The organism is Hymenobacter artigasi (assembly GCF_012275535.1).
Lineage (GTDB): Bacteria > Bacteroidota > Bacteroidia > Cytophagales > Hymenobacteraceae > Hymenobacter > Hymenobacter artigasi.
Map to the genome: position 1 here is coordinate 139,052 of NZ_JAAVTK010000004.1, position 24,357 is coordinate 163,408.

The window sequence follows — 24,357 nt, forward strand, 5'->3', positions numbered from 1 at the left end:
GCGGGAAATGCAACAAGGCTTGGCAAGCCAAACCAGTCCCCCCCTTAAGCGTCCTAAACGTTCCGCTCCTACGCAAATATACAATTTTTGACAGGAAATAGTTGCCAGGAGCACACTCAGGAGCTGCTTTTGCGTAAGCAACAGGAATTTATTCCTCTTCCACACCAATGTCCACCGCCACCGCCCACCCCAAAACCCGCAAAAAGACGCTTCAGCCGCAGGAAGAAGCGCATATCGTGTACAAAGACCCCGCCCGGCAGGCCGAAATGGCCGGCCTGCGCTACGCCACCGACCAGGGCCCCGGCCTCACGCGCAAGCCCACCCGCGCCGGTCACTTCACCTACCACGATGCCAAAGGCCAGAAAGTAAACGACCCCAAAACGCTGGACCGCATCGCCAGCTTCGTGATTCCGCCGGCCTGGACGCAGGTCTGGATTTCGCCCTCGGCCACCACGCACCTCCAGGTAACGGGCCACGATACCCTCGGCCGCAAGCAGTACCGCTACCACCCGGCCTGGGACGAAGTTCGCAGTCTCACCAAGTTTTCGCGCCTGCGCACCTTCGGCGAAAAGCTGGGGCCGTTGCGCGAGCAGCTCAGCAAAGACCTACGCCGCGCCGCCCTCGACCGCGAAAAAGTGGTGGCCCTGGTGCTCACCCTCATGGACCAGTCGTTTATTCGCGTTGGCAACAAGGAGTACGCGAAGAAAAACGGCAAGTCGAAGCCTAGCTACGGCCTCAGTACCTTGCAGGATAAGCACGTCGCCATCGAAGGAGCCAAGGTCAATTTCAGCTTTGTAGGCAAAAAAGGGGTGCCGCACGATGTGACCCTGCACGATGCCCGGCTGGCCCGGCTGGTGCGCAAGTGCAAGGAAATTCCGGGCCAACACCTGTTCCAGTTTTACTCGGCCGATGGGCAGCGCCACGCCCTGGAATCGGGGGATGTGAACGACTACCTGCACCGCCACACTGGCTTGCAGCTATCGGCGAAGGACTTTCGCACTTGGGGCGGCACCGTGAAAATGGTGAGCTGCCTGGAAGCCGTGCTGAACGAAGAGCCGGAGTTGGCTCCCGAAAAAGTCATCAAAAAAGCCGTGAAGGAAGTGGCCACCGGGCTGGGTAATACGCCCACGGTGTGCTCAAAATACTACATTCACCCGCAGGTAGTGGAACTGTTCAAATCGGGCCAGTTGATTGACTACCTGCGTGAACACGATGCCCAAGCCCAGGCCGACGACCCGCTAACGCCGGTGGAGCGGCTGGTGCTGAAAATGCTGGCCCAGGCGTGAGTTGGAAGAGTAGCGGCGCACCCTTGGCGCACCGCTACTCTTCCGGCGGCTTGTCATACGCCCGCTTGGCCGGCGCGCTCTTCTGCGAGAAGCGAATGCCCCCGCCACTACCGGCCGCCCGAAACTCGTCGTGCCCCGCGCCGCCGTAAATGCGGATGGTCGGCTTGCTGGCTGCGTTGGTGCCTTGTTCCTCAACCGTAAAAACGTCGTCGCCTGCTAGGCCTTCCAGTTGAATGAGGCGGGTCTCGGCGGGCATAAATGCGCGGCGCAATAATGGCGCGGCCGGAGCACCGGCCGCCAATGACTCGACGATTACCACCGTCGAATCGGCGTAGCGCCGAATGGTGAACCGCTCGGCCTTCGCCGTGCCGCCGATGCGGGGACGCTTGGCCAGCATCTCATAAAATTCGTCGGCCAGGGCGGGGAGGGCGGCGCGGCGGGCCTGCAGGGCCGCAATGGTGCGCGGGCCTTCGAGGGCGAAGGCGGCGGGGGGAAGCTGGTGTACTGCCCGGGTAATCACGGAATCGGGTAGGCGCTGCTGCATGGCCCCGGCGGCGGCCTGGAACTGGGCGCGGCTCAGGCCATTGAGGATGCGCTGGTCGAGGTAGTGGCCGGAAGACATCAGGCCCGAAGGATTCTTATACCGAGGGGCAAACGTGGCCCAGTGGCGCAGAAAAACGTGGCCAATGAGCCAACCGAGCACGCCATCATCGAGGCGGTAGAGTACCATGTCGCGGTCTTTGGGCAGGGGCACGAGCGTGGCGGGGCTGGCTTCGGTGGGGCTGGTTAGGGCCCAGCTCCACTGGCCGGGGTGGCGGTCCCAGTCGCCCAGCCAGCCGTCCAGCAGGCGGGCGCGCAGCAGGTCGGCCGGGGCGAAGCGCTGCTCGGGACTGGCGAATGCGGCGGCAAACGCCTTGGTGCTGTTGACAACGGCAGCGGGCGGCGGGGTAATCGGGGCCGCTTTTTCTTCCAGGTAGGCCAGCTGGCCCCGGAAGTGCCGCAGTGAATCGGTCTGAAAAGCCGGGTCGTCGGCCCGCACGTAGAACAAGCGCGGCGAAGCGTGCGGCACCCCGGCGGCAGCGGCCAGCGGCGGCACCACCAGCGCGGCATAGGGGTTGGTGGAGGAAATATTATCGCGCAGCACATTCACCAGAAAAGTGCCCCGCAATAGCTCCGGCGTGGCCCGAATGGGGTCTTTATCCACGGTGCGAACCACGTAGGCGCGGCCGTCGGGGGCCATCAGGCTCAGGCTGGTGCTGTTGAAGCCGCCGCCCACTTTGCCGGGGCGCAGGCCGCCCGGCCGTACGGTGCCCAGGTGCAGCACCGGAGCCGCTACCGGGGCTGCCCAGGTGGGGCGGTGGTGCCGGCCCACCAGCGCGTTGTACAGGCTGCCGTGCCGGGCATATTGCCGCCCGGCGGTGGCCCCGCGCACGCTATCGGCCGAGGCGGGCAGGGGCGTGGTAGCTGCGAGCCGGGCATCGGGCTGAAAAAACTGCTTGCGAACGCAGCCGGTACCGAGTAGCCCAGCCAGTGCGCCTCCCATCAATGTATAAAAGCGCAAACGGAGGAGCATCAAAAGCAGGCAGGGTAATTAAGGTTGGGGGTTGAACGGCAAAAAGGTAGAAAAGGCTGGCGGGCTACGGCAGCAGCTCCGCGCTAATCATCATTAAGCCGGTTGAAGGCACGATGTTTCTTTTTGGGCAGGCTGGGGCGCAGGTGGCCAGCGGCCGTCACATCGGAAGCTTCGTCGAAGAGCTTGAGTCGCCGGCTGCTGCCTTGCAGCACCAGTTGGTCGTGGCCTTCGCCGCCGTAGAGGAGCACGGACATGGGCCGGCGGGTGGCGATGGTGGTTATCTCAAAAACATCATCGCCGCCGAGGCCGTCGAGGCTCAGCTCCTTGGTTTCGGCGGCGTAGTAGGTGCGCCGGAACCGGAGCGAGTCACCGGCCGAAAGCTGGCTCAGGGCCTGGGAATACACGCGCACCGTGGTGGAATCGGCGTAGCGGTGCACCACAAACCGCTCGGCCTGGGCGGTGCCGCCCAGCGTGGGCTCGTGGGCCAGGGTGAGGTAGAATTCTTCGGCCGCCCGGGGCAGGGTTTCGCGCCGGGTCTTGAGGGCATTGCCGAGGCGGGTGCCTTCCAGGGCGTACACGGCGGGCGGCAGGCGGCGCATGGCCTGCTCAATCACGGAATCGGGCAGGCGGCGCTGCAAGTCGCGGGCGGTGCGCTGAAAATCGGCCCTGGTCATGGCCGAGAGGCCGCGCTGGTCAATAAACTTCGCCTGGAATACCAGGGCGGCCATGTTGTTATACTCGTTGCGAAACGTCTGGAACTGCGGGGCGATGAACGGCCGGGCTGCCAGCCAAGGAATCACCCCATCATCGAATCGGAAATACACCTGGTCGCGGTCTTTCGGAATGCCGAGGTAGCGCACCCGGCCCCCGGCTTCCTCAAACGCGGCCCAACTCCACTGGCCCTCGTGCCGGTCCCAGTCGCCGAGCCACACATCGAGCAGGCGGGCGCGCAGGAAGGCGGGCTGGTCGATGAAATAGGAGGGATGGTTGTACACCTTTTTCAGCATGGCCTCGCCCCCGTCAAAATCAATGGCCTTGGCTAGGTCGGGCGTGCGGGCGGCCGGGGAATTATACTTCTCTTCGAGCAGCGCCATCTTGCCCTGAAACCGCGTGGAGGACGTGCCCAGGCCGGTTTCATCGGGCCGCACATATACGAGGCGCGGGTGGGTGTGGGGTACGCCGGCCGCCTGCGCCAGCGGCGGCACCGTGAGCGCACCATAGGGAATGGCGGCCGAAGTGGCGTCGCGCACCACGTTGAGCACGAAGGTGTGGCGCAGCACCGGCGGCAGCGTTTTGTATGGCTCCTTGTCGAGGGCACGCAGGGCATATTCGCGCTGCTCGGGGCCTTCCAGCGTCATGCTGATGCTTTGGTAGCCGCCGCCGGCCTTGCCCGCCGTGAGGCCGCCGGGGGCGGCCGTGGCCAGGTTCAGTACCGCTACTTTGGCAGGGGCGGCCCATACTTTGCGGTAGTGGCGGCCCAGAAAAAACCGGTAGAAACCCGAGTGGCGGTCGTATTGGCGTCCGGCCGTGGTCAGCACCGAATCGGCGTGGGCCGGCAGGGCGGCGGCACTGCCCGGGCCCACGCGGGCATCGGGCTGAAAATAATGGCGGCGGGCGCAGCCGCTGGCGGCCAGCCCCAGGCCCAGCAGCACAAGCAGGCGCGGGCAAAAACCGGGGTAGCGAACAAAAGGGTGAGGCATTCGGTAAAGGCAGGCAAGCGCGAATGAGCCTTTAACGCAACTTCCCCGTAAAGGTGGGCAGCGAATGGCTTTGGCCATGCGTTTGGCATCTGATTTAGCCAATAACTACTTGCTTTTTGGCCCTGATGGGCTTTCCCTGGTTTTGGAAAACTGCTGCTTATGCCGGGCCTGACTGCTGAATGGAAACCGTGGGCGCGGGGCTGGTGCACCGGGGCGGCAGCCGTGCTTTTAGCAAGCTGCGCTGAGCACACGGCCCCGGCCGGGGCCGCTCCGCAATGGAGCACCGACTCGACCACCGTACGCATGGCCGCCGGGCCGCAATATGCCCGCAGCGCTGCCTGGCAGTTCTTTTTTGGCACCCACTACCGCAGCATCTGGGCCACGCCGGTTACGGTGCCGGTGCTGCGGCTGGCCACCGCCGTGCCCGGCGGCCTGGTGCCCATGCAGGCGGGCGGCAGCTACCAGAGCCACACCCTGCGCCTGCACGCGCCCGACGGCCGCGAGTACGTGCTGCGCTCCGTGGACAAGGACATGAGCGCCGCGCTCAGCCCGGGCTGGAAAAGAAACCTGCTGCGCGGCCTGCTCAAGGACCAGACCAGCGCCACGCAGCCCTTCGGGGCCTATCCGGCCGCCCGGCTGGCCGAGGCGGCCGGGGTGCTGCACGCCAACCCGCGCCTGGTATTCGTGGGGCCGGATACCGGCCTGGGCAAGTTTAAAGCCGCCTATGCCAATGCGCTCTACCTGTTTGAGGAGCGGCCCGATGGCGACCAGCGCCTGGTAGCCAGCTTCGGCCATTCGCCCCGCGTGGTAAACTCGGCGCACATGCTGGCCGCCCTGCGCCGCCGGCCCGGTGCCCACGTGCCCGCCCGCGCCTTCCTGCGCGCCCGCCTGCTCGACCTGCTGGTGGGCGACTGGAGCCGTCGCGAAGACCAGTGGCGCTGGGCCACGTTCCCGCAGGCCGGCCGGGTAGCTTTCCGACCCGTGCCGCGCGACCGCGACCAGGCTTTTTTTCTGTTTGATGACGGGCTGGTGACGCGGCTGGTGTCGTGGTTCGCCCCCAAGTACCAGACCTTCCGGGCCACCATTGGCCTGGAAAACGTGGATGGCCTCACCACTACCGCCCGCGCCCTCGACCGCACCCTGCTCACCAGCCTCAACGCGAATGACTTTCGGGAAGTGGCCGATTCCGTGCGGGCCAGCCTAAGCGATGCCGTGCTGGTGCGGGCCTTCAACGCGGGGCCGCCGGATACGCGGGCCCGCCTGGCGGCGCGGTTTGTGCCCATGCTGCGCGCCCGGCGCGAGCAGCTGCCCGCCGTGGCCCAGCAGTATTATGCCCTTTTGAACAAGCAGGCCTGGCTGATTGGCACCGACCAGGCCGAGCGCTTCATTCTGAGCGAAGCCGGCGGCAGCCTCCGCGTGCAGCTGCTGGCCCGGCGCCCCGGCCGGCCCGATAGCCTCGTGGTGGAGCGAACCTTCAACCGTAAAATCACCCCCCGGCTCGACCTGTACGGCCTGGGCGGCGACGACGTATTTGAACTGCGCGGCAGCTTGCCGCAGGGTATTGCCGTGCACTTCTACGATGGGGCGGGCCGCAACCAGGTCATCACTACCCCGGGGGCCACGCCGGGCGACGTGACCTGGTACACGGGCCCCGGTGAGCGGCTTACTTCGCGGCCGGCCGGGGTGCAGATAGAAACCGACCCGCACCCCGAACTCACGGCCAACGGCCGCGCCTGGCTGCACCGCTACAATCTGAGCGACTAGCCCGGGGCCGCCAGCAGTCCGGCCAGTGGCTCCCGGCCATCGATGGTGCCCTCGCTGCTCAGCACCTGGAAGCGGGCAAATAGCTCCTCCGCGTACCAGTTTTCGCGGCGCGTGAGCTTGATTACCTCGCGGTGCGTGGCGTCTTTATAGGCATATTCCTGCATGGCTTTGGCCGATTCCCACACGCTGAAAGTGGCCTGCCGCACCAGTGGCAACTCGCCCAGCCCGATGGCAGCGCGCACGCCAACCGCGTGGGCCAGTGCCGCACTGGTGGGCTCCACGAATTTCCAGAAGCGCGGGGTTTTGCGCCAGCGGATGCTGGCCCGGGTGAGCACGGCTATGGGCGCATCGGCCGGGGCTGAAAGGGCATTGGAGCTGTAATCAAACGGGTTTTGGCCGTCCCACAGGCCCTGGGCTTTGATGGGGGCAAGGCGCACGGTCCATTGTTCGGCGCTACGCCGCTGGTAGGCCGCCCACAGTGGGTGGCGACTGAAAAATGCCGCCGCCGAAGCCACGTCTTCCCACACGGCCATGAAGCCGTAGCGGTCGAGGTTGGGCCACACGCCGAAGCCGTTGGCCGCCCCACTGCCAAGCAGCTTGAAGAAGTTCATGCCCGGTACTTTTTTCAGGGTGGGAGGCGAGGTGCCCATCTGGGCCAGGCCCCAGCGCCGGTGGCCGGGTTTCAGGGTGAAAACGGTAAGGGTGGTATGCAAGTGCGGTAAGCTTTAGCGGATAATGCGGGACCGTAATGGAGGAGGATTAGGCCCAAAATAAACCAAGCCGAAAGGCACCTTGTTCAGGGCACCTTTCGGCTTGGCTGTTTCATAATACGGCAAGCTAAAGCTTACCGCACAATTTTACTTCACCTGCACCTGGGCGTGCTGGTTCACGTCGTCGTCTTTGCTGCCTTCGCCGGTCACTACTGCCCGCACGTAGCCGTAGGCCCGTGAGAGGATGCTGCTGGGCGAATCCCAGTATTCAGCCTTGTCAATGGTTACTTTCAGGATGCTGATGCTGGGGTCTTCTTTGCCTTTGGGGAACCAGGCGCGCATGGGCTCGCTCCAGAGCTCAGCAATTTTGGCTTCGTCGCGGTAAGCATTGGCCTTGCCCGAAACAGAGGCATACACATTGCTTTCGGGGTTGGAGTAGCTCAGGTTTACCTGGCTGTCTTTCTTTACCTCGTACACTTTGGCCGAATTCACATCGGTGAGGAAATAGAGGGCTTCGTCTTTGCCGGGGTTGATGGTGGCCATGGGGCGGCTGTGGAGGCTGCCGTGCTCGTCGGTAGTGGTGAGCATGGCCATGCGCACTTCTTTGATTTTATCGAACAGTTGGGTCAGGTCGTGGGTTACGGGCGACTTATCGGACATGGGGAAGGTTGTTGGTAAGGTGAAAGAACAGGCCGCGCCCAAACTGGGCCGGCGGCATATTGGTTTACGTCAGCCAGCGGGCCGGGGTTGAATAAAACCCTGGCCCCGCCCGTACCTTCCTGCCCCAATGAACTTTCTGGCCCATCTTTTTCTCTCCGGCGCGCCCGGTTCGGCCACCTATGCCGATGTGCTGCTCGGCAACTTCATCGCCGACTCGGTGCCCGGCCGCCAGCTCGAAAACTACCCACCCGCCGTGCAAACCGGCATCCGCCTGCACCGGGCCATCGACACGTTCACTGACCAGCACCCCGTGGTGCGCCGCAGCACCCAACGCCTGCGCGCCGCCGGCTACGGCAAATACGCCGGCGTGATTTCAGATATGTTTCTGGACCATTTACTAGCCCGCAATTTCAGGGAGTTCTCCACCGAAAGCCTGCCCGATTTCACGCACCGCGTCTACGCTCTGCTCGCCGCCCGCGAAGTCGAAATGCCGCCCCGCGTGCAGCACTTCTTCCCCTACATGGCCCAGCAAAACTGGCTGCTGACCTACGCCGAAACCGATGGCATCAGCCGCGCCCTGAGTGGCTTGAGCCGCCGGGCCTCAGTAGGCTCGGGCATGGAAACGGCGGCGGTGGAGCTGGTTGCCAACTACGCAGAATACGAAGCAGATTTTAGGGCGTTTTTCCCGGAGCTGCAGCTGTACGTTGCGGGGCTGCTGGACGGGTGAGGCAGGGACAAAAAAAGAACGTCATGCAGCGCGGAGCGAAGCATGACGTTCTGTGAGAAAGCAGCGTAGCGTTAGTGCTGGTGGCCGCCTTCGCCGTGGGCGTGGCCGTGGGCCAGCTCATCGGCGGTCGCGTCGCGCACGTCGGCTACTTTGCCGGTGAAGTGCATCACCATGCCGGCCAGGGGGTGGTTGAAATCCATTTGCACGGCGGTGTCGCCGATGCTGATGACCTTGGCCTGCATGTGGTTGCCTTCGTTGTCGGCCATGGGCAGGAAGTTGCCGGGCTGCAGCATTTCCTCGTCCAGCTTGCCATCGATAAGGAAAACTTCCTTGGGGATTTCGACCAGTGCCTGCTCGTCATACTCGCCGTAGGCCTGCTCGGGAGTTAGGCTGAACTGGAAGTCGTCGCCGGTATTTTTGCCGTTGAGCTGGGCTTCAAATTCCTCGGGCAGGCCGCTGTGGCCGAACAGAAAAACCATGGGCGCGTCGGCTTCGGCCGATTCGACCAATACTTTTTCCTGGTTTTCGTCGGTTACGCTGAGGTCGTAAGTAATGGTGACGACTTTTTTATCGCTGATGGCAGCCATTGGATTGAATTAGGAGAATGGGGGAGAATATAGCGCCAGCCTTGCGGCTGATGTACAAAGAAAGGAAGTTCTGCCGGGAACAGCGGGCAAATTCGGAAAAATCAGAACGTCATGCCGGAGGTAGCCGAGGGCTCGCTACCGTGCAAGTAATTTATTTACTATAGCGGTAGAAAGCTTCGGCTGCGCGCAGCATGACGTTCTAATTTGCTCGCTGCCAGCTGAAATTACGCCGGCATGGCCTTCAACTCCCGGCCCCAGAAACGGTGTTTGGCAATGGCGGCGATGAAGTCGTTGTTCAAGCCATTCGCATCCTTGCCGGTCACCACGCCTTCGGCGCTCAGAATATCCTCGGCACCAGGATAAGCGGCGGCTTGCAGCAGCTCGGTGCCCGCCCCCGCGGCGGCGATGGGCTTGCAGTGCCGGAAGGCCTCGTTGACGAAGCGCACGGCGTCGGGGTTCTGCTTGAGAATGGCCACGCTGGCCTGGCCATCGGCCACGTACACGGCATCAAACAGCACCGAGGCCGTGGAGAGGAACGTGCCGTTAACCAGCAGCTCCTCGCCGCCCTGGCCCTTGATGCTGCCCAGGTGCGTGGCAATAATTGCAGCCTGCGCGCCTTCATCCATCAGGGCTTTCATCAGGTCGCCGATGGCGGTTACGTCGGCCCCGTCGGTGGCCAGAACGGCAACGTGGCGGGTTTTGATGCCCTTGGCCGTGGCATTTGCCTTGGCCCCTGATGCCATGCTCAGGGCCGAGTCGCTGCCCACCGAATCGGTCGCGGGTTTGGGCTGGTAGGGGGCCGGGTCGGTATCGGCGCCGTAGCTGCCGAGGTTGAGCTGCACCCCCTCGGCCGAGGGCACGGGTACGCCAAGGCCCTCGGCAATGCGCTCGGCCAGTTCCGGGGCCACCTGGGCGTGCAGCATCAGCATGCGGTTGCGTATCGACTCGGTCTGAACGTGGCTCAACTCGAAGCGCTGGGCTTTCACGATGTGCATTTTCTCGGCTTCCGACATGCTGTTCCAGAACAGGCGGGCCTGGCTGAAATGGTCGCTGAAACTCTTGCTGCGCAGGCGGATTTTGTGGCCGTCCACGCGCTCATACATCGAGCTGAAGCCGCCTTCGCTCTGCTTGGCTTGCTTGGGGGTATTGTCGTTCAGTAAGTTGGGGTTGTAAGCCACTTTCCCCTTGTTGATTGTCTGGCGCATGTGGCCGTCGCGCTGGTTGTTGTGTATGGGGGCCAGCGAGCGGTTAATGGGAATTTCGTGGAAGTTGGGGCCGCCCAGGCGCTTGAGTTGGGTGTCGAGGTAGGAAAACAGGCGGCCCTGCAGCAGCGGGTCGTTGGTGAAGTCGATGCCCGGCACGATGTGGCTCAGGCAGAACGCGACCTGCTCGGTTTCGGCAAAGTAGTTGTCCACGTTGCGGTTGAGCACCATTTTGCCGATTTTCTGCACCGGCACCAGGTCTTCGGGAATGAGCTTGGTGGCATCCAGAATATCGAAGCCGAACTTGTGCTCGTCCTCTGCTTCCACCACCTGCACGCCCAGCTCCCACTCGGGGTAGGCCCCCATTTCGATGCAGTTCCAGAGGTCGCGGCGGTGGAAGTCAGGGTCTTTGCCCGAAATCTGCTGGGCTTCTTCCCAGGCCACGCCGTGCACGCCCAGCAGCGGCTTCCAGTGGAATTTCACGAAGCGCCACTTGCCAGCGGCATCCACCAGCCGGAAGGTGTGCACGCCAAAGCCCTCCATCATGCGCAGGCTGCGCGGAAGGGCGCGGTCCGACATGGCCCAGAGCAGCATGTGCATGGCCTCGGGGCTGGTTGAAATGAAGTCGTAAAATGTATCGTGCGCCGAAGCAGCCTGCGGAATCTCGTTGTGCGGCTCGGGCTTCACCGCATGAATCAGGTCGGGAAACTTGATGGCATCCTGAATAAAAAACACCGGCATGTTGTTGCCCACAAGGTCAAAAACGCCTTCCTGGGTGTAGAATTTTACCGCGAAGCCGCGCACATCACGCGCCAAATCGGAAGAGCCGCGAAAGCCGGCCACGGTGGAAAAACGCGTGAAAACCGGCGTTTTAACGCCCGGCTGCAAGAAACCGGCACGACTTAGGGCGCTGGCATTGTCGTAGGCTTCAAAATAGCCGTGGGCCCCTACGCCCCGGGCGTGCACCACCCGCTCGGGGATGCGCTCGTGGTCGAAATGGGTGATTTTTTCGCGCAGCAGAAAGTCTTCGAGCAGCGAGGGGCCGCGCTCGCTACCCTTCAGCGAGTTCTGGTCGTCGTTGACGCGTAAGCCCTGGTTCGAGGTAAGGAATTCGCCGTAGCCGTCGTCGGTATTCCGGGCCAGGTCGTCAATTTTGGGGTTGGTTATGGTGTCTTCGTGGGTCTTTTTGGTTAGGGGCTTGTTTTTCATAGGAGGAGGATTTTTGGTGGCTTACGCCCCCAACAACGCACTTCCTGGTTTAGTGGTTGGTGCATTATTTGAATCCTGCATATAGGCATTCGGGAGGCAGATTGGCTTTTGTGTTGAGTCTCAAAGTATCGGTTGAAGCTAAGGAGGAGCCTGCGGCGTGAATAAATTTTGAGTGGGTTTTACAAAGACTCAACAGTAGAATACCTCGGCCACGCAAACCGGCCCCGGCCAGCAACCCCGCTCCGGTGCCGTGCGTACCGACTCCGCACAACCAACAACGCCCGACTCAACCTCTTTCTGATTCCCCCCAATGCCTTACCCTACCTATAACTCGTTGGCCACCTTGCTGCTTAGCGGTGCCCTGCTATCCGGCTGCAATTCCAATCCACCAGCCACCCAGGACGATGCCGTGAACAAAGAAGCGGTGGTAAACACCGACTCAGCGACCCTTAAAACGGCTTCGGCCGATACCATGGGCGTGCCCGCCGGCTCTATTCCCACCGTTGGCAGCCCGCAGCTGCTCTTCACCCTGCCGGATACGCACAACACTCCCGACGGCCTTGCCCTGAGCCCCGACGGCCGCATCCTGCTCTCGGTGCCCAACATTGCCGACAACAGTCAGCCCGCCGCAATTGTCGAGATTGTGGGCAATACTTACAAGCCTTTCGCGCCCAACCTGCCCCTGGAGCCCACCACCAAAAAAGCTGCCCCGATGGACCTGGCTTTCGGCCCCGACGGCAACGTGTACTACACCGAAAACCAGTACGAAAACAGCAAGAAATACGTGTCGCGCCTTATGCGCATCAACATGAAAAATGGCAAGCCCGGCAACATCGAAACCGTAGTGGACAGCTTCGCGCTATCCAACGGCCTGGTGTGGAAGGGCAACCTGCTGTATATCACCGATAGCCAGTGGGATATGCCCGGCAACGACAAAGGCAGCGCCATCCTACGCTTCACCCTCGATGAGCTGAAAAAAGGTGGCCCGCTACACCTCAAGCCTAAAACCAAGGACCCGCACGTACTGGCCATGTTCACGACCAACGTGAACGAAACCGGCGTAGACAACGGCGCCGATGGCATCGACTACGACAGCAAAGGCAACCTCTACACCGGCTCGTTCGGCGACGGCAGCTTCTACAAAGTCACCCTCAAACCCGACGGCACCTACGCCAAGAAGGAAGCCGTAGCCCTGACCGGCGATAAAATCACCTGCATCGACGGCTTCGTGATTGACCGCGCCACCGACAAAGCCTACGTGACCGGCGCCCGCCAAAACGCCATCTTCGTCATCAACCTGAAAGACAACAGCGTGACCACGCTGGCCCAGAACCCCGACACCGACGGTACCGGCGGCAAGCTCGACCAGCCCGCCGAGGTGCTGCTGAAAGGCAAGCGCCTGTACATTTCCAACTACGATAATCCGGCGAAGCACTTCGTGAATGTGAAGTCGGATGCGCCGCATACGGAGTCGGTGATTGACTTGCCGTAGTCGTCACCTCACCCCCGGCCCCTCTCCCGCGGAGAGGGGAGCCTGACGACAAAAAATGCCCGCTGCAATTGCAGCGGGCATTTTTTGTGGGAAATTTACCCTAATACCGTCGTGGCTCCCCTCTCCGCGGGAGAGGGGCCGGGGGTGAGGTGATGCGGTTACTCCTGTAGCTCCCACGCAGTGCGATACCCTCCAATCCGCTCTACATACTCAATCAGGGCCTTGAAAAACGGGTGCGCGCTCAGCGTCGAAGAATCCCCTACGAGCAGGAGCTTTTTCCGCGCCCGCGTCATACCCACGTTCATGCGGCGGATATCTGAAAGGAAGCCGATTTCGCCGTGGTTGTTGCTGCGGGTGAGGGTGATGGCAATGATGTCGCGCTCCTGGCCCTGGAACGAATCCACGGTGCCCACGCTGAGCTGGCGGTGTAGCATAAAGCCGCTGAGCTCGTCGTTTTCCTCAATGGCATCCTTTAGGTAGTTGATTTGGGCGCGGTAGGGGGCAATTACGCCGATGCTGAGCGGGTCTTCCTCGTGGTCGGCGGGGTCGTAGGGTTCGAGGAGTTGGGCGAGGCGCTTGAGTAGCAAATCCGCTTCTTCGGGGTTGGCGGTGGAGCGGCTTTCGGGGATGGTGATTTCCTGGAAGCCGAAGCCGGCCGTGTCGAGGAATTCCACGGGCAGGTCGGGGGCGAAGCGCAGGTCGTAGGCGTCGAGGCCGGCGTGGGCCACTGTTTCGTAGGCCACCAGTTGGCCGTCGTAGAACTGGTCGGAGCTGAACTGCATGATTTGCTCGTGCATGCGGTACTGCACCGTGAGCATGCGGGCCGTGGCGGGCTGGCGCTTAATGGCTTTCTCGAACAGCGTTTCGCGCAGGGCCCCGGCCTTGTCACTCTTCACGGTGGGCGGCAGCTGGTGGTGGTCGCCGGCCAGAATCACGCGCTGGCCCTTGGAAATGGGAATCCAGCAACCCGGCTCCAGGGCCTGGGCGGCTTCGTCAATAAACACCGTTTCGTACGTCAGGTGGCGAATGTTGCGGTTGCTCGCGCCCACCAGCGTGCACGTTATCACCTGCACTGACTCCAGCAAATCCTCCGTGATGTAACGTTCCAAATCGTCGGCCTGCTGGAATAGCATCTTGGCTTCCTCCTTCAGCATCCGGCGCTGCTGCTGCTCCTCGTAGCCGAAGTTGCGGACGTGTTTGCTGGCGGTTTCGCGGTACTGGTCGGCTGTCTGGCGCATCGAGCGCATCTCGTTGTAGCTCTTGTGGTTCATCACCTGAGCATCCAGCGTGTGCTCCAGCAGAAGGTCGGAAACCCGCGAGGGGTTGCCCATGCGAATGACGTTCACGCCGCGCTCGGCCAGCTTTTCGGTTAGCAAATCCACGGCCGTGTTGCTGGGGGCGCATACCAGCACCCGCCGCTCGCGCCGGATGGTTTCCAGAATGGCCTGCACCAGCGTGGTGGTTTTGCCGGTACCGGGCGGGCCGTGGATGATGGCTACGTCCTTAGCCGCCAGCACATGCTTCACGGCGGCCAGCTGGGATTCATTCAGCGGGCTGGGGTAGAAGAGGTCGGTGGCTTTTTCCTCGCGAAAACGGGCTTCTTTGGCCCCCAGCAGGATGTCGCGCAGCTCGGCCAAGCGGTCGCCGTAGGCGCCCATCACCTTGCCCAGGGCGTAGTCCATCTCGCGGTAGCTCACCTCATCGAAGGTTAGGTCGATGCCCATTTTATTGCCCTCAGTCACCCAGTCGGGCAGGTCCTCTTTAGTAGTGGCGAGCCGCAGCTTGTTGCGCCGCACGCTGATGATGACGCCATTAAGCGTGGGCCGGTCGGTGGCCGAGCGGCCGGGTACGTTGCCAAACAGGGCCGCATTCTTGCCTACCTGAAACAGGTGCAGGCCCTGCTGGCCGGCGGGCCGCTCCAGCTCCAGCACCACCTTGCCGCCGAAGCCAATGTCTTCCTGCGTGATGGTGACGGGGTACCAGGTGAGGCCGCGCTGCTGCCGCTCTGATATGCTGGCTTTGGCGTTTTTGAGCTTGAATTGCACCAGGTCTTCCTGCTGCTCCAGCTTCATAAGGGCCTGCACCTGGCGCAGCTCTTTTTCGATGGCGTAGGGGTCGACGGGGGCGAAAGTGGGGGTGGTATCGGACAAGTGAAAGCGGGTTGGGTTCGTGACAGAATACGAACAACCAATTACAAGTGGATATTAATTTGATTTCTACCGCCAGTGAGGTAATGACTGGCAGAGCGTTTCGGCAAACTCTTGCGTGAGTTCTGGAGCAGGTTGGGTAGCTTGATGCTCCTTAATCAGCCGAATAACACCTAAGCTGTAACAGTTTTTTATGCGAAGGTTCTCGATGTGCTTAGCCCTAATAATTGCTTTTATCGGTCGGTTTGACTTTCGGTGATGTCCAATCACGACCACATCATTACACATTCCCGGAAACCAGTCGATAATGTAAACCTTGGCTCCGGGGCGGAAGTGTTTGGTGCCCGTGCGAGTTTCCTCTCCACTTGGACCGTACGACCGTTCCGCTACTATATTTCCAATTGCAGTACAAAAGAATTCTTGAGGAGCTTCTGATTCCATTATAGTCTACAGTTTCTTAAGCCGCAGCCAACAGCACTTCGGCCGAAATCCCCAGGTTGTCGTGCAGCGCATTCATCATTTTAAAGCGTAGCCAGGCAAAGGTCGGGAGTATCTTGAGAAACAACGTTTCAGTTGCTGGCTTCAGTAATTAGAAGGGCTGCCTTCGTGGCAATAAGGCCCAAAGTAACAAGCGTTGCAGTCCTGCCTGCAATTGCATCGGCCAGAGCGGCAGAATGCCGCCAGGCAATCGGCTATCCGGCCAATGTTGCGTTTCCTGCGTAGAAAAGGAAAGTTAACCCCCGTTACCAATCGAAGCCAACAGCCGCCCCAAGGGCCGCCCATTAGCTCCGCACTTGCCCTTTACTGCCGTTTATGAATGAATTAATTGAAATACGCCATCTGCTCAAATCCGACTACGAAGCCCTGAAATCCGCCATGCTGCTGGCCTACCCGCGCATGCAGAGCTACTGGCGGCGCGAGCAGGTCGAGCTGCTGGTCGACCTGTTTCCCGAGGGCCAGTTTGTGGTAACGGTGAACGAGGAAATCGTGGCCGCCGCCTTGGCCCTGATTGTGACGCACGACCAGTTTGGGGAGGTGCACACCTTTCAGGACGTGACCGGCGACTACACCTTCCGTACCCACAGCGCCGCCGGCGACACGCTCTACGGCATCGAGGTATTTGTGGTGCCGGCCATGCGCGGCCGCCGGCTGGCCCGCCGCCTCTACGATGCCCGCAAGGAGCTCTGTGAGCGGCTCAACCTGCGCTCCATTGCTTTCGGGGCGCGTATTCCGGGCTATCATGAATACCTGGATACGCTCACGCCCAAGCAGTACGTGCAGAAGGTGAAGGACCGCGAAATCGTGGACCCCTCGCTGAATTTCCAGCTGGCCAACGACTTCCACCCGGTGCGGGTGCTCAAGGGCTACCTGCCCGGCGACGCCGCCTCGGGCGACTACGCCCTGCTCATGGAGTGGGACAACATGCTCTACGACACCAGCCCGGTGCAGGCCATTGCCCAGAAAACGCAGGTGCGCCTGGGCCTGGTGCAGTGGCAGATGCGCCTCTACGAAGGCCTCGACGACATGTTCCAGCAGGTGGAATACTTCGTGGATGCGCTGGCGGCCTACCGCGCCGATTTCGCCCTGTTTCCCGAGCTGTTCCACGGCCCGCTGATGGCCGAGGCCAATGAGCTGTCGGAAATAGACGCCATTCGCAAGCTGAGCCGCTATTCCGAAGAAATTCTGGCCCGCTTCACGGCGCTGGCCGTGAAGTACCACATCAACATCATCACCGGCTCGATGCCCGAAGTGGCCGCCGACGGCAAGCTGATGAACGTGGGCTACCTCTGCCGCCGCAATGGCTCGACGGAGCGCTACGAGAAAATCCACGTCACGCCCAACGAGGCCAAATACTGGGCCCTGACCGGCGGCAAGCGCCTGCAAACCTTCGACACCGACTGCGGCCCCATCGGCGTGCTGATTTGCTACGACTCGGAGTTTCCCGAGCTGGCCCGCCTGCTGGCCGACCAGGGCATGAACATCCTGTTCATCCCGTTCCTGACCGATACCCAGACGGCCTACTCGCGGGTGCGGCACTGCGCCCAGGCTCGCGCCATCGAAAACGAGTGCTACGTGGCCATGGCCGGCTCGGTCGGCAACCTGCCCCGCGTGAAGAACATGGACATCCAGTACGCCCAGTCGGCCGTGCTCACGCCCTGCGACTTCGCCTTCCCCAACACCGGCGTGAAAAGCGAGGCCACACCCAACACCGAAATGATTCTGGTGACCGACGTGGACCTGTCGATTCTGGATAAGCTCCGGCACAGCGGCAGCGTGCAAAACCTGCGCAACCGCCGTTCCGACGTGTACCAGCTCAGCGCCGCCGAGTTGATGCCCAAGCATTAATTCTGCCTGATTGCAGAGCAACCGCGTAGCGGTGACAGGTTTGTAGCAACACGCCACCTGAACGATAGAGCCGCGTCGCGGTGACAGATTGCATAGGCGCTTCTGTCACCGCGACGCGGCTTTTTTTCAAACGAGGCTCTTCTTAACGAAGTAATTTGCGGAAAAGTAGTAGGATGCGACCCCGCGTCCTACTTTGGGCTATTGAAAAAAGTCGTCCGGGTCGGCTTGGCTCAGGTACTTGCGCAGCTGCGGCAGCGTGCCGAAATAGGGGAGTACGCAGGCCAGAAACTGGTCGGCCAGGGCCGGGCTGCTGACGTAGGCCACGAAGGCGGTGCCACTTTCGGTGAACTCCATCTCATCGAGCAGGGCGGGGCAATGCTCCTCCACAATGGTTTCGAGGTGCTCGGCCCAGGAAGCGGCCGTGCCGCCGAAGCCGAAGTGCTGAAACAGGGCGTAATAGTCCTCCAGCCCGCCCACATCGGCAAAAATCAATACCTGGTACTCGGGAGAAACGGGCGCGGGGGCGGGAGAGAGCTGAAAAGGGAACGTAACGGACATGCGGCGAAGGTACGGCCGGGCGTAGCAGGGTGTACCGTAAACGCTGCAAGTCCGCGCGTGAACTGTGCTACGCGCGGACTCGCAAAGTCCGCGCTACTTGTTCCAGGTGCGCACGTAGCGGCCCTGCGGGTCGTAGCGCCGGGCCTGCTGGGGTACGTCGAAGGCGGTGTCGCGTACATCGGTGCCGGTGCCGGCGATGTACTTCCAGTTGCCCCAGTTCGAGGCTGCGTCGTGGTCGATGAGCTGGTGTTCGAACCAGGCCGCGCCCCAGCGCCAGTCCTGGTGCAAGTCGTGAATGAGGTAGCTGGCTACGTTCTGTCGGCCCCGATTGCTCATGAAGCCGGTGGCGGCCAGCTCGCGCATATTGGCATCCACAAAGGCATTGCCGGTGCGGCCGGCGGCCCAGTTGGCAAACACGGTTTTGTCGGATTGAACGGGCTTGGGTAGCTGGTCGCGCAGGCCGCGCCAACGGAAGAAATCCGGCCCGACGCGGTACGCCAGCAGGCGGAAATAGTCGCGCCACAGCAGCTCCAGCCGCAGCTGCATGGCGCCTTTGCTGCGCGCGCCGTGGGTGGCATCATATTCATCAATGGCCGCCCAAATCTGACGGGCCGAGAGACTGCCATTGGCTAGCCAGGGCGAAAACTTGGTGCTGAAGGCCTCGCCCAGCATTTCATTCCGGGTGTCGTCGTAGCGGCCAATGAGGTGGCGCGCCACGGCATAGTCGTGCAGGCGGGCCAGGCTGGCGGTTTCGCCCCCGCCCAGCGCGGGCAGGGCCGAGCGGCGGTCGGGCAGGGGCCGCGCCGCTGCCGGCAGGCCCAGCGCGGTGGCTAGCGCATCGGCAGTGGGCAGCGGCGCGGGTACGAAGCCCGACGGCAATGGTGGCAGCTGGCGCGGCGCGGGCAGCGGTGGCCGCACCCGCACTTTCGCAGCCACATCAAACCGAAACTTGCTGAACGACAGCGGCAGCCGCCCAATGGGAATGGGCAGGTCGTCGGGGTGCAGCAGCGTCAGGGTTTCGAAGCAGCGGAGGGGGACTTGCGGGCCGAGGGCGGCGCGGAGGGCTTCTTCGGCCTCTTCTTCCTCGGTGGTGTGCTCGGCGCTGGCGTGCACGGCCCCCGCGTTCAGCTGCCGGGCCAGGGCGGGCAGTACTTCTTCGGGGCGGCCCACCGCGAAGTGAATGGCGGAGCCCAGCGTGCTGTAGCGCTGCCGCAGGTCGGCCAGCGTTTCGAGCAGGAAGGGCAGGCGGTGCGGGCCGGTGCGCGGCAGGTCCAGGTAGGCATCAGGACCCAGCGATACCGGGTCGAAGCAATACACGGGCAGCAGGGCGGTGGTGCCGGCCGGTAGCGCGGCCAGCGCCTCATTGTCGTGCAGGCGCAGGTCGTTGCGCAGCCAGTAGAGAACGGTCATGCAGGTTTTTGGGCGAGTGTAGCAGGCTAACACGCAACGCGGCCAGACTTCCCGCCGGTCCGCCAAAAAACCTTGGGCTACCGGCGCCGGCGCAGTGCCACCACCATGCCCACGCAGGCCAGCGCCAGGCCCGCAATCAGGGCGTCGCGCACGAAGTGGCCCTGCTTGGCCTCGGCTACTTCGGCTTCGAGGTCGCGCATTTTGGCCAGCTGCTGCTTTTCGCGCTGGCGCATGTTTTCGGTTTCGTTGGTGAGCTCCGAGAGGCGCTGGGCGGTGAGGTTGCGGTCGTCGCGCGAGCTGGTTTCGAGGTGGGTGGTGGTGGCGGCCAGGCGCACGGAATTGGTCTGGGCCGCCTGGGCGGTGCGGTTGAGCACGTCCACAATCTGCTGGTCCTTGTCTACGATGCCCTGCAGGGCATCCACCACTTCCTGGAGGTCTTTTTTGGAAGGCTTGTTGCCGAACAGGCTATGGCGCTGGGCGCTGGCCTCGCGGTAGCGGTCGGTCAGGGATTTGCGCTCGGCCAGCAGGCCGGGCAGGGGCGAATCGGCGGTGATGGCCGGCGTCTGGGCGGCCGTGGCCAGCCCCCACAGCAGCCCGCCACTCAGGGCCAGGGCCCGAAAAACGGGGCGAGCGTCGGATATTTGCAAACTGTCAACCCAGGAAAAGAAGTGCGTACGCATGAATAAAAAACAACGAATGATAAAAGGCAGCCTCCTGGTGCTCGGGGTGCTGAGCCTGTGGAGCTGCGAAACGGCCCGGCCAAAAACGCCGCCCACCTACGGCGGCGCGGTATCGCAGGGCCTGTACGAAAAAGGGGGCAGCGGCGTACTGCCCTTCCTTATTCAGGCCACCAGCCAGGACGCAACCTACGGCTTTACGGCAAACAACCCGGTGCGGGTGGGCGGCGGCCGCGAAGCCGGCCTGCGCAACCAGCAGCGCTACCTCAATGCCCTGCTCGGGCCCCGGGGCGAACCGCTTAAGTATGAGCACGAGGGCAGCTGCTGCGCTTTCAAAATTGCCGAAGCCGGCATCGACAACGAAGGTCAGCTCGACGTGTATTCGCTCACGTGGAAAGGGCAGCAGCAGCCCCTCAAGCTCTACCTGAATATGTACGAGGAGGGCACGCTGGCAGCGCCCGCAGGCCTGACCGCCGCCCGCTAACCCGGCCCGCAGCGGGCCGGCCGGACCTGGAAAACCGTTACTTTTACCGGTCCGGCCGCCAATTCTCTACCTCCCGATGCCCACCCGCTACTACTCCCGCCTCGCCGCCCTGGCCGCCGACCCCGCCGCCGCGCCCGCCGACCAGCTTCCCAAGCTGCGCAAGCTGCTCGAAGCCGTGTTGCGCGACGACTGCAAGGCCCGGGAGTCCCCGTTCATCGACCTCAACCAGGCCATCGGCCAGGCCGCCTACACGCACGAGCTGCCCGCCGCCCTGCGCCAGCAGCTCCAGGCCCTGCGCCTGGCCGCCAACCTGGTGGTGCACGAAAGCTACCCCGGCACGCCCGCCGAAGCCGCCAGTGGCTTTGCGGCCGTGGCGGCGCTGGTGCTGCACCTCACCGGCGCGGCCTACGCCGGCCCCGCGCTGCCCCAGCCCCTGGCCGAAACCGCCGGGCCCGCCGAAACAGTTGAGGTAGCCGCCGCCCATATTCCCGAGGCCGCTGCCAGCACTACCTGGCGCGTGCGGGTGCTGCACGCCGACCTGGCCACCGGCAGCCTCACCGTCGAAATGGCCGCGCCCGCCGATGGCCGCCCCGCCGGCCCTTTCGGCCTGGTGCTGCCCGCCGCCTACGAAAACGTGCTGCTGTTGGCCGCTACGCTGCATCCCACGCTGCACCTCATCGGCCCGGTGCTGCTGGCCGATGGCAGCGTCCGCGCCCGCCGCGTGGTGCTGGAGCCCGATTACCTTATCAGCGTCACCACCATTGCTGAGTGCGCCCAGCGCGACGGCACCATTCCCGAATGGGCGCTGCTGAATGCGTTTTTACCCGATGAAACCTCGCGCCCGCTGGTGCTCGGAAACCTGGTGAACCTGCTGCTGGATGAGGAAGTAAGCCACGCGGGGAGGAACGAAGAAATAAGAATTAAGAAGGAAGAAGCTGCCCGCAAACAGCAGCTGGAGCGACTGGCGAAGCTGGCCGGCCACGATAGTGCTACCGTCGTGCCGGAAGCCGCCGATACTCCCAAATTCGAGTTGACTGCTGCTGATGAGCAGCTGACAGCGAAGGATTTCGACCTGGAAACCTTCTTCAAGGGACGGCTTTTCCGCTCGGCGCCGCTCTCGCTCAGCACGCTGCCCGAGTTCCAGACCCGCACCGGCGTGCCCGAGCTGCTGAGCGACCTGCGCCGCCACCACCGCACCCTGCGCGAAACCCGCGCCCTGGGCTTCGTGGCCGCCAGCCGCACCGGCTACCAGCAGGAACCCCTGCGCCTTGCCGACTGCTTCCTCGAACCCACCTTCCTGTCGGCCACCTACGGCCTGCAGGGCCGGCTCGATTTGCTGCACGAAAGCAGCACCGGCTACGACCTCATCGAGCTCAAAAGCTCGACCAAAGTGCCCCACGCCGAGCCCTGGACCAACCACGCTGCCCAGGCCCAGCTCTACCGTTTGCTGCTCGAATCGGTGTTCGGAGCCGATGGGGAAACGGCCGGCCGGGGCCGCACCAGCATCCTGTACTCCAACGCGGCCAGCGGCCAGCCCGCCGTGCGCCGCGTCGACCAGGACCAGGACCTGATTGACCGCCTGCTCTCGGCCCGCAACCAGCTCGTGGGCACCGAACTGCAGCTGGCTCGCGCAACCGGCCCCCGCCAAACGGCCGCGCTGCTGGCCCCCGTGCTGCACCCCAACCTCATGGCCCTGCCGCCCTTCGGCAAAGCCAAAGCCGAAAAAGTAGCCAACGCCTGGGCCGCCGCCGACCCCGTGGAGCGCGCCTACTGCCTGGAGCTGGCCCGCTTTGCGGCCCGTGAAATGCGCCTCACCCTGCTCGGCGACGAAGCCCGCCCTGGTGACGCCGGCGGCCAGGCCGGCCTCTGGCTGCTGCCCCAGGCCCGTAAGTATCAAAATTTCAGCCTGCTCGATGATTTGGAACTCATCGAAGACCACAGCGGCGCGCCCGATGATGCCCGCAACGGCCTTGGCCCGCACCTCATTTTCCAACGCCTCGCCGGTGGCCGCGAAGTCAACTTCCGGGCCGGTGATACGCTCATTCTTTACCCGCGCCGCAAAATTGGGACTCAGGGACTTGGGAACTTGGGGACTCAGAATGCGGAGGTAGCCAGTAGTGTCGCCTCTGATTTTGACTCCTCCATACTTCCTGCCCGTCACATAATACCGGAAGGCGAAAACCCAAGTCCCCAGGACCCCAAGACCCTAAGCCCCCTCGATAGTCAGGTAGTGAAAGTCGTGCTGGCCGAAGACCTCGGGGCCGATGGCCGCGTGGTGCTCAGCGTGCGCAACCGCCGCATGGCCCCGCGCTACCTGCTGGGCCACTCGCACTGGGCCCTGGAGCCCGATACCTACGACACCTTCCGGCGCGAGTGGGCCGGCCTTTCGTCCTTCCTTGGCCTGAGCCCCGAGCGGCGGAAGCGCCTGCTGGCCCGCACCGGCCCGCGCGAGCCCGAGGACTGGAGCCCGACGGCCGCGCCCGCCACCACGGCCACCGAAGTAGTGGCCCGCGCCCTGGCCGCGCCCGACTGGTTTGTGCTCTGCGGCCCGCCCGGCACCGGCAAAACCCGCAGCGTGCTGCGCGAGCTGGCCGAAAAACTCTACAAAGAAGATAAGCAGGTGCTGCTGGCGGCCTATACCAACCGCGCCGTGGACGAAATCTGCGAGCAGCTGGTCGATGCGGGCTTGCCGTTTATTCGGGTGGGCTCGCGGCTGGGCACCTCGCCGCAGTACCGGCCGTACCTGCTCGATGCCATGATTGCCGACTGCGCCAGCCGCCAGACCGTGCGCGCCCGCCTCACGGGCACGCCGTTCTACGTGGGTACCGTGGCCAGCCTGCTGGGCAAGCCCGAGCTGTTCATGCTCAAGCAGTTCGATGTGGCCGTGGTGGATGAGGCCAGCCAGGTGCTGGAATCGCCGATGCTGGCCCTGCTGGCCAAGGTGAAAAAGTTCATCCTCATCGGCGACCACCGCCAGCTGCCCGCCGTGGTGGCCCAGGAGCCCGAAACCAGTGCCGTAGCCGCCGAGGTGGCCGATTTGCTGCGCGAAAACCTTGGCCTCACCAACCTGCGCAACTCCTACTTCGAGCGCCTGTTCCGGCGGGCCGAAGCCCACTGGCCGCACGCCCACGGTACCCTCGCCGACCAATACCGCATGCACGAAGAGCTGGCCGTGCTCGTCAACCAGGACTTCTACGATGGCCAGCTGCGTTGCCCAATGCCCTGGCAGGCGGCCCCGCTCGACCGCGCCGCCTGGCCCGCCGCTGCCGATGATTTTACCGCCGCGCTCCGCCGCCAGCGGGTGGTTTTCGTGCCCACCCAGCGCCAGCCCGAGGATTTATCCATGAAGGAATCGGCGCAGGAGGCCGAGCTGGCGGCCCGCGCCGCCGCCTACGTGGCCCAGGGCTACGGCCCGGCTTTCAACCCCGAAACCACGCTCGGCATCATCGCCAGCTACCGCAACCAGGCGGCCCGCATCCGCGCCCGGCTAGCCCAGCTAGCCGTTGAGTTGAGCCTGCCGGCCCTGGCCCAAATCAGTGTCGATACCGTGGAGCGCTACCAGGGCAGCCAGCGCGAGGTCATCATCGTGAGCTTCTGCTGCCACCACGAGCACCAGCTGGAGCTCATGGTATCGCCCGACGAAACCGGGCAGGTCGACCGCAAGCTCAACGTGGCCCTCACCCGCGCCCGCCAGCAGTTGGTGCTGCTCGGCAACGCCGAAATGCTGAGCCGCGCCCCCCACCACGCGGCCCTGCTGGCCCGGGTGCGGTAGCGCGGCTCCGCTTTCTTTTTCCTTTTTACAGCCAGATTGCGGGAGTGAATGAC

Annotated in this window: 17 protein-coding genes; 7 read left to right on the forward strand and 10 right to left on the reverse strand. The window is 63.3% G+C overall.

The features are described from left to right. Positions 1–167 precede the first annotated feature (167 nt). Positions 168–1,286, forward strand: a complete 1,119-nt coding sequence (locus HBN54_RS08775; RefSeq protein ID WP_168672825.1) for a DNA topoisomerase IB — start codon at positions 168–170, stop codon at positions 1,284–1,286. Between the two features lie 34 nt (positions 1,287–1,320). On the opposite strand, the gene HBN54_RS08780 is transcribed toward HBN54_RS08775, so the two are convergent. Next, on the reverse strand, positions 1,321–2,862 hold the full coding sequence (locus HBN54_RS08780) for a hypothetical protein (RefSeq protein ID WP_210427988.1): 1,542 nt from the start codon (positions 2,860–2,862) through the stop codon (positions 1,321–1,323). 80 nt (positions 2,863–2,942) lie between these two features. After that, positions 2,943–4,559 (reverse strand): hypothetical protein, encoded by a 1,617-nt coding sequence (locus HBN54_RS08785; protein WP_168672827.1) that lies wholly within the window; start codon positions 4,557–4,559, stop codon positions 2,943–2,945. A gap of 159 nt (positions 4,560–4,718) precedes the next feature. Between HBN54_RS08785 and HBN54_RS08790 the strand changes: the two genes are divergently transcribed. Next, a complete protein-coding gene (locus HBN54_RS08790; RefSeq protein ID WP_168672828.1) occupies positions 4,719–6,323 on the forward strand; it encodes a hypothetical protein in 1,605 nt (534 codons plus the stop codon). Here the strand turns inward: HBN54_RS08790 and HBN54_RS08795 are convergent. Then, positions 6,320–7,036, reverse strand: coding sequence for a spheroidene monooxygenase (locus HBN54_RS08795; protein ID WP_168672829.1), 717 nt, complete (start codon positions 7,034–7,036; stop codon positions 6,320–6,322). The two genes, HBN54_RS08790 and HBN54_RS08795, sit on opposite strands and share 4 nt — an antisense overlap. 144 nt (positions 7,037–7,180) lie before the next feature. Then, positions 7,181–7,693 carry a pyridoxamine 5'-phosphate oxidase family protein gene (locus tag HBN54_RS08800; protein ID WP_168672830.1) on the reverse strand — a complete coding sequence of 171 codons (513 nt, stop codon included), beginning with the start codon at positions 7,691–7,693 and terminating at the stop codon, positions 7,181–7,183. Between the two features lie 127 nt (positions 7,694–7,820). On the opposite strand from HBN54_RS08800, the gene HBN54_RS08805 reads away from it, so the two are divergent. Then, positions 7,821–8,420: an acyl carrier protein phosphodiesterase gene (locus HBN54_RS08805; RefSeq protein WP_168672831.1), complete on the forward strand. Its 600-nt coding sequence runs from the start codon at positions 7,821–7,823 to the stop codon at positions 8,418–8,420. 71 nt (positions 8,421–8,491) lie between these two features. Here HBN54_RS08805 and HBN54_RS08810 read toward each other — a convergent pair whose 3' ends face one another. Both HBN54_RS08810 and HBN54_RS08815 read right to left on the reverse strand, forming a co-directional pair. Next, positions 8,492–9,007 carry an FKBP-type peptidyl-prolyl cis-trans isomerase gene (locus tag HBN54_RS08810; RefSeq protein ID WP_168672832.1) on the reverse strand — a complete coding sequence of 172 codons (516 nt, stop codon included), beginning with the start codon at positions 9,005–9,007 and terminating at the stop codon, positions 8,492–8,494. Positions 9,008–9,231: 224 nt separating this feature from the next. Continuing rightward, positions 9,232–11,418, reverse strand: coding sequence for a catalase (locus HBN54_RS08815; RefSeq protein WP_168672833.1), 2,187 nt, complete (start codon positions 11,416–11,418; stop codon positions 9,232–9,234). A 310-nt stretch (positions 11,419–11,728) separates the two neighbouring features. Between HBN54_RS08815 and HBN54_RS08820 the strand changes: the two genes are divergently transcribed. Next, entirely contained in the window at positions 11,729–12,910 is a 1,182-nt protein-coding gene (locus HBN54_RS08820; RefSeq protein ID WP_168672834.1) for an SMP-30/gluconolactonase/LRE family protein, read from the forward strand. 158 nt (positions 12,911–13,068) lie between these two features. On the opposite strand, the gene HBN54_RS08825 is transcribed toward HBN54_RS08820, so the two are convergent. Further along, complete coding sequence (locus HBN54_RS08825) at positions 13,069–15,060, reverse strand: AAA domain-containing protein (protein WP_210427989.1); 1,992 nt, start codon at positions 15,058–15,060, stop codon at positions 13,069–13,071. Positions 15,061–15,870: 810 nt separating this feature from the next. Between HBN54_RS08825 and HBN54_RS08830 the strand changes: the two genes are divergently transcribed. Next, positions 15,871–17,403: a carbon-nitrogen hydrolase family protein gene (locus tag HBN54_RS08830; protein WP_168672835.1), complete on the forward strand. Its 1,533-nt coding sequence runs from the start codon at positions 15,871–15,873 to the stop codon at positions 17,401–17,403. Between the two features lie 198 nt (positions 17,404–17,601). Here HBN54_RS08830 and HBN54_RS08835 read toward each other — a convergent pair whose 3' ends face one another. From HBN54_RS08835 to HBN54_RS08845, 3 genes are all read right to left on the reverse strand, one after another. Further along, complete coding sequence (locus tag HBN54_RS08835) at positions 17,602–17,961, reverse strand: hypothetical protein (protein WP_168672836.1); 360 nt, start codon at positions 17,959–17,961, stop codon at positions 17,602–17,604. Positions 17,962–18,054: 93 nt separating this feature from the next. Then, positions 18,055–19,371 carry a DASH family cryptochrome gene (locus HBN54_RS08840; RefSeq protein ID WP_168672837.1) on the reverse strand — a complete coding sequence of 439 codons (1,317 nt, stop codon included), beginning with the start codon at positions 19,369–19,371 and terminating at the stop codon, positions 18,055–18,057. Between the two features lie 77 nt (positions 19,372–19,448). Beyond that, a complete protein-coding gene (locus tag HBN54_RS08845) occupies positions 19,449–20,018 on the reverse strand; it encodes a hypothetical protein (protein ID WP_168672838.1) in 570 nt (189 codons plus the stop codon). Positions 20,019–20,049: 31 nt separating this feature from the next. On the opposite strand from HBN54_RS08845, the gene HBN54_RS08850 reads away from it, so the two are divergent. Further along, on the forward strand, positions 20,050–20,532 hold the full coding sequence (locus HBN54_RS08850; protein WP_168672839.1) for a hypothetical protein: 483 nt from the start codon (positions 20,050–20,052) through the stop codon (positions 20,530–20,532). Between the two features lie 76 nt (positions 20,533–20,608). Then, positions 20,609–24,304, forward strand: a complete 3,696-nt coding sequence (locus tag HBN54_RS08855) for an AAA domain-containing protein (protein WP_168672840.1) — start codon at positions 20,609–20,611, stop codon at positions 24,302–24,304. The last annotated feature ends 53 nt before the right edge of the window (positions 24,305–24,357 follow it).

Bases quoted from the DNA above. Each gene is read 5' to 3' on its own strand.
- HBN54_RS08830 (WP_168672835.1), top strand. From the start codon at position 15,871: ATGAATGAATTAATTGAAATACGCCATCTGCTCAAATCCGACTACGAA.
- HBN54_RS08850 (WP_168672839.1), top strand. From the start codon at position 20,050: ATGAATAAAAAACAACGAATGATAAAAGGCAGCCTCCTGGTGCTCGGG.
- HBN54_RS08810 (WP_168672832.1), bottom strand. From the start codon at position 9,007: ATGGCTGCCATCAGCGATAAAAAAGTCGTCACCATTACTTACGACCTC.
- HBN54_RS08815 (WP_168672833.1), bottom strand. From the start codon at position 11,418: ATGAAAAACAAGCCCCTAACCAAAAAGACCCACGAAGACACCATAACC.
- HBN54_RS08785 (WP_168672827.1), bottom strand. From the start codon at position 4,559: ATGCCTCACCCTTTTGTTCGCTACCCCGGTTTTTGCCCGCGCCTGCTT.
- HBN54_RS08800 (WP_168672830.1), bottom strand. From the start codon at position 7,693: ATGTCCGATAAGTCGCCCGTAACCCACGACCTGACCCAACTGTTCGAT.
- HBN54_RS08840 (WP_168672837.1), bottom strand. From the start codon at position 19,371: ATGACCGTTCTCTACTGGCTGCGCAACGACCTGCGCCTGCACGACAAT.
- HBN54_RS08835 (WP_168672836.1), bottom strand. From the start codon at position 17,961: ATGTCCGTTACGTTCCCTTTTCAGCTCTCTCCCGCCCCCGCGCCCGTT.
- HBN54_RS08790 (WP_168672828.1), top strand. From the start codon at position 4,719: ATGCCGGGCCTGACTGCTGAATGGAAACCGTGGGCGCGGGGCTGGTGC.
- HBN54_RS08855 (WP_168672840.1), top strand. From the start codon at position 20,609: ATGCCCACCCGCTACTACTCCCGCCTCGCCGCCCTGGCCGCCGACCCC.
- HBN54_RS08775 (WP_168672825.1), top strand. From the start codon at position 168: ATGTCCACCGCCACCGCCCACCCCAAAACCCGCAAAAAGACGCTTCAG.
- HBN54_RS08820 (WP_168672834.1), top strand. From the start codon at position 11,729: ATGCCTTACCCTACCTATAACTCGTTGGCCACCTTGCTGCTTAGCGGT.
- HBN54_RS08805 (WP_168672831.1), top strand. From the start codon at position 7,821: ATGAACTTTCTGGCCCATCTTTTTCTCTCCGGCGCGCCCGGTTCGGCC.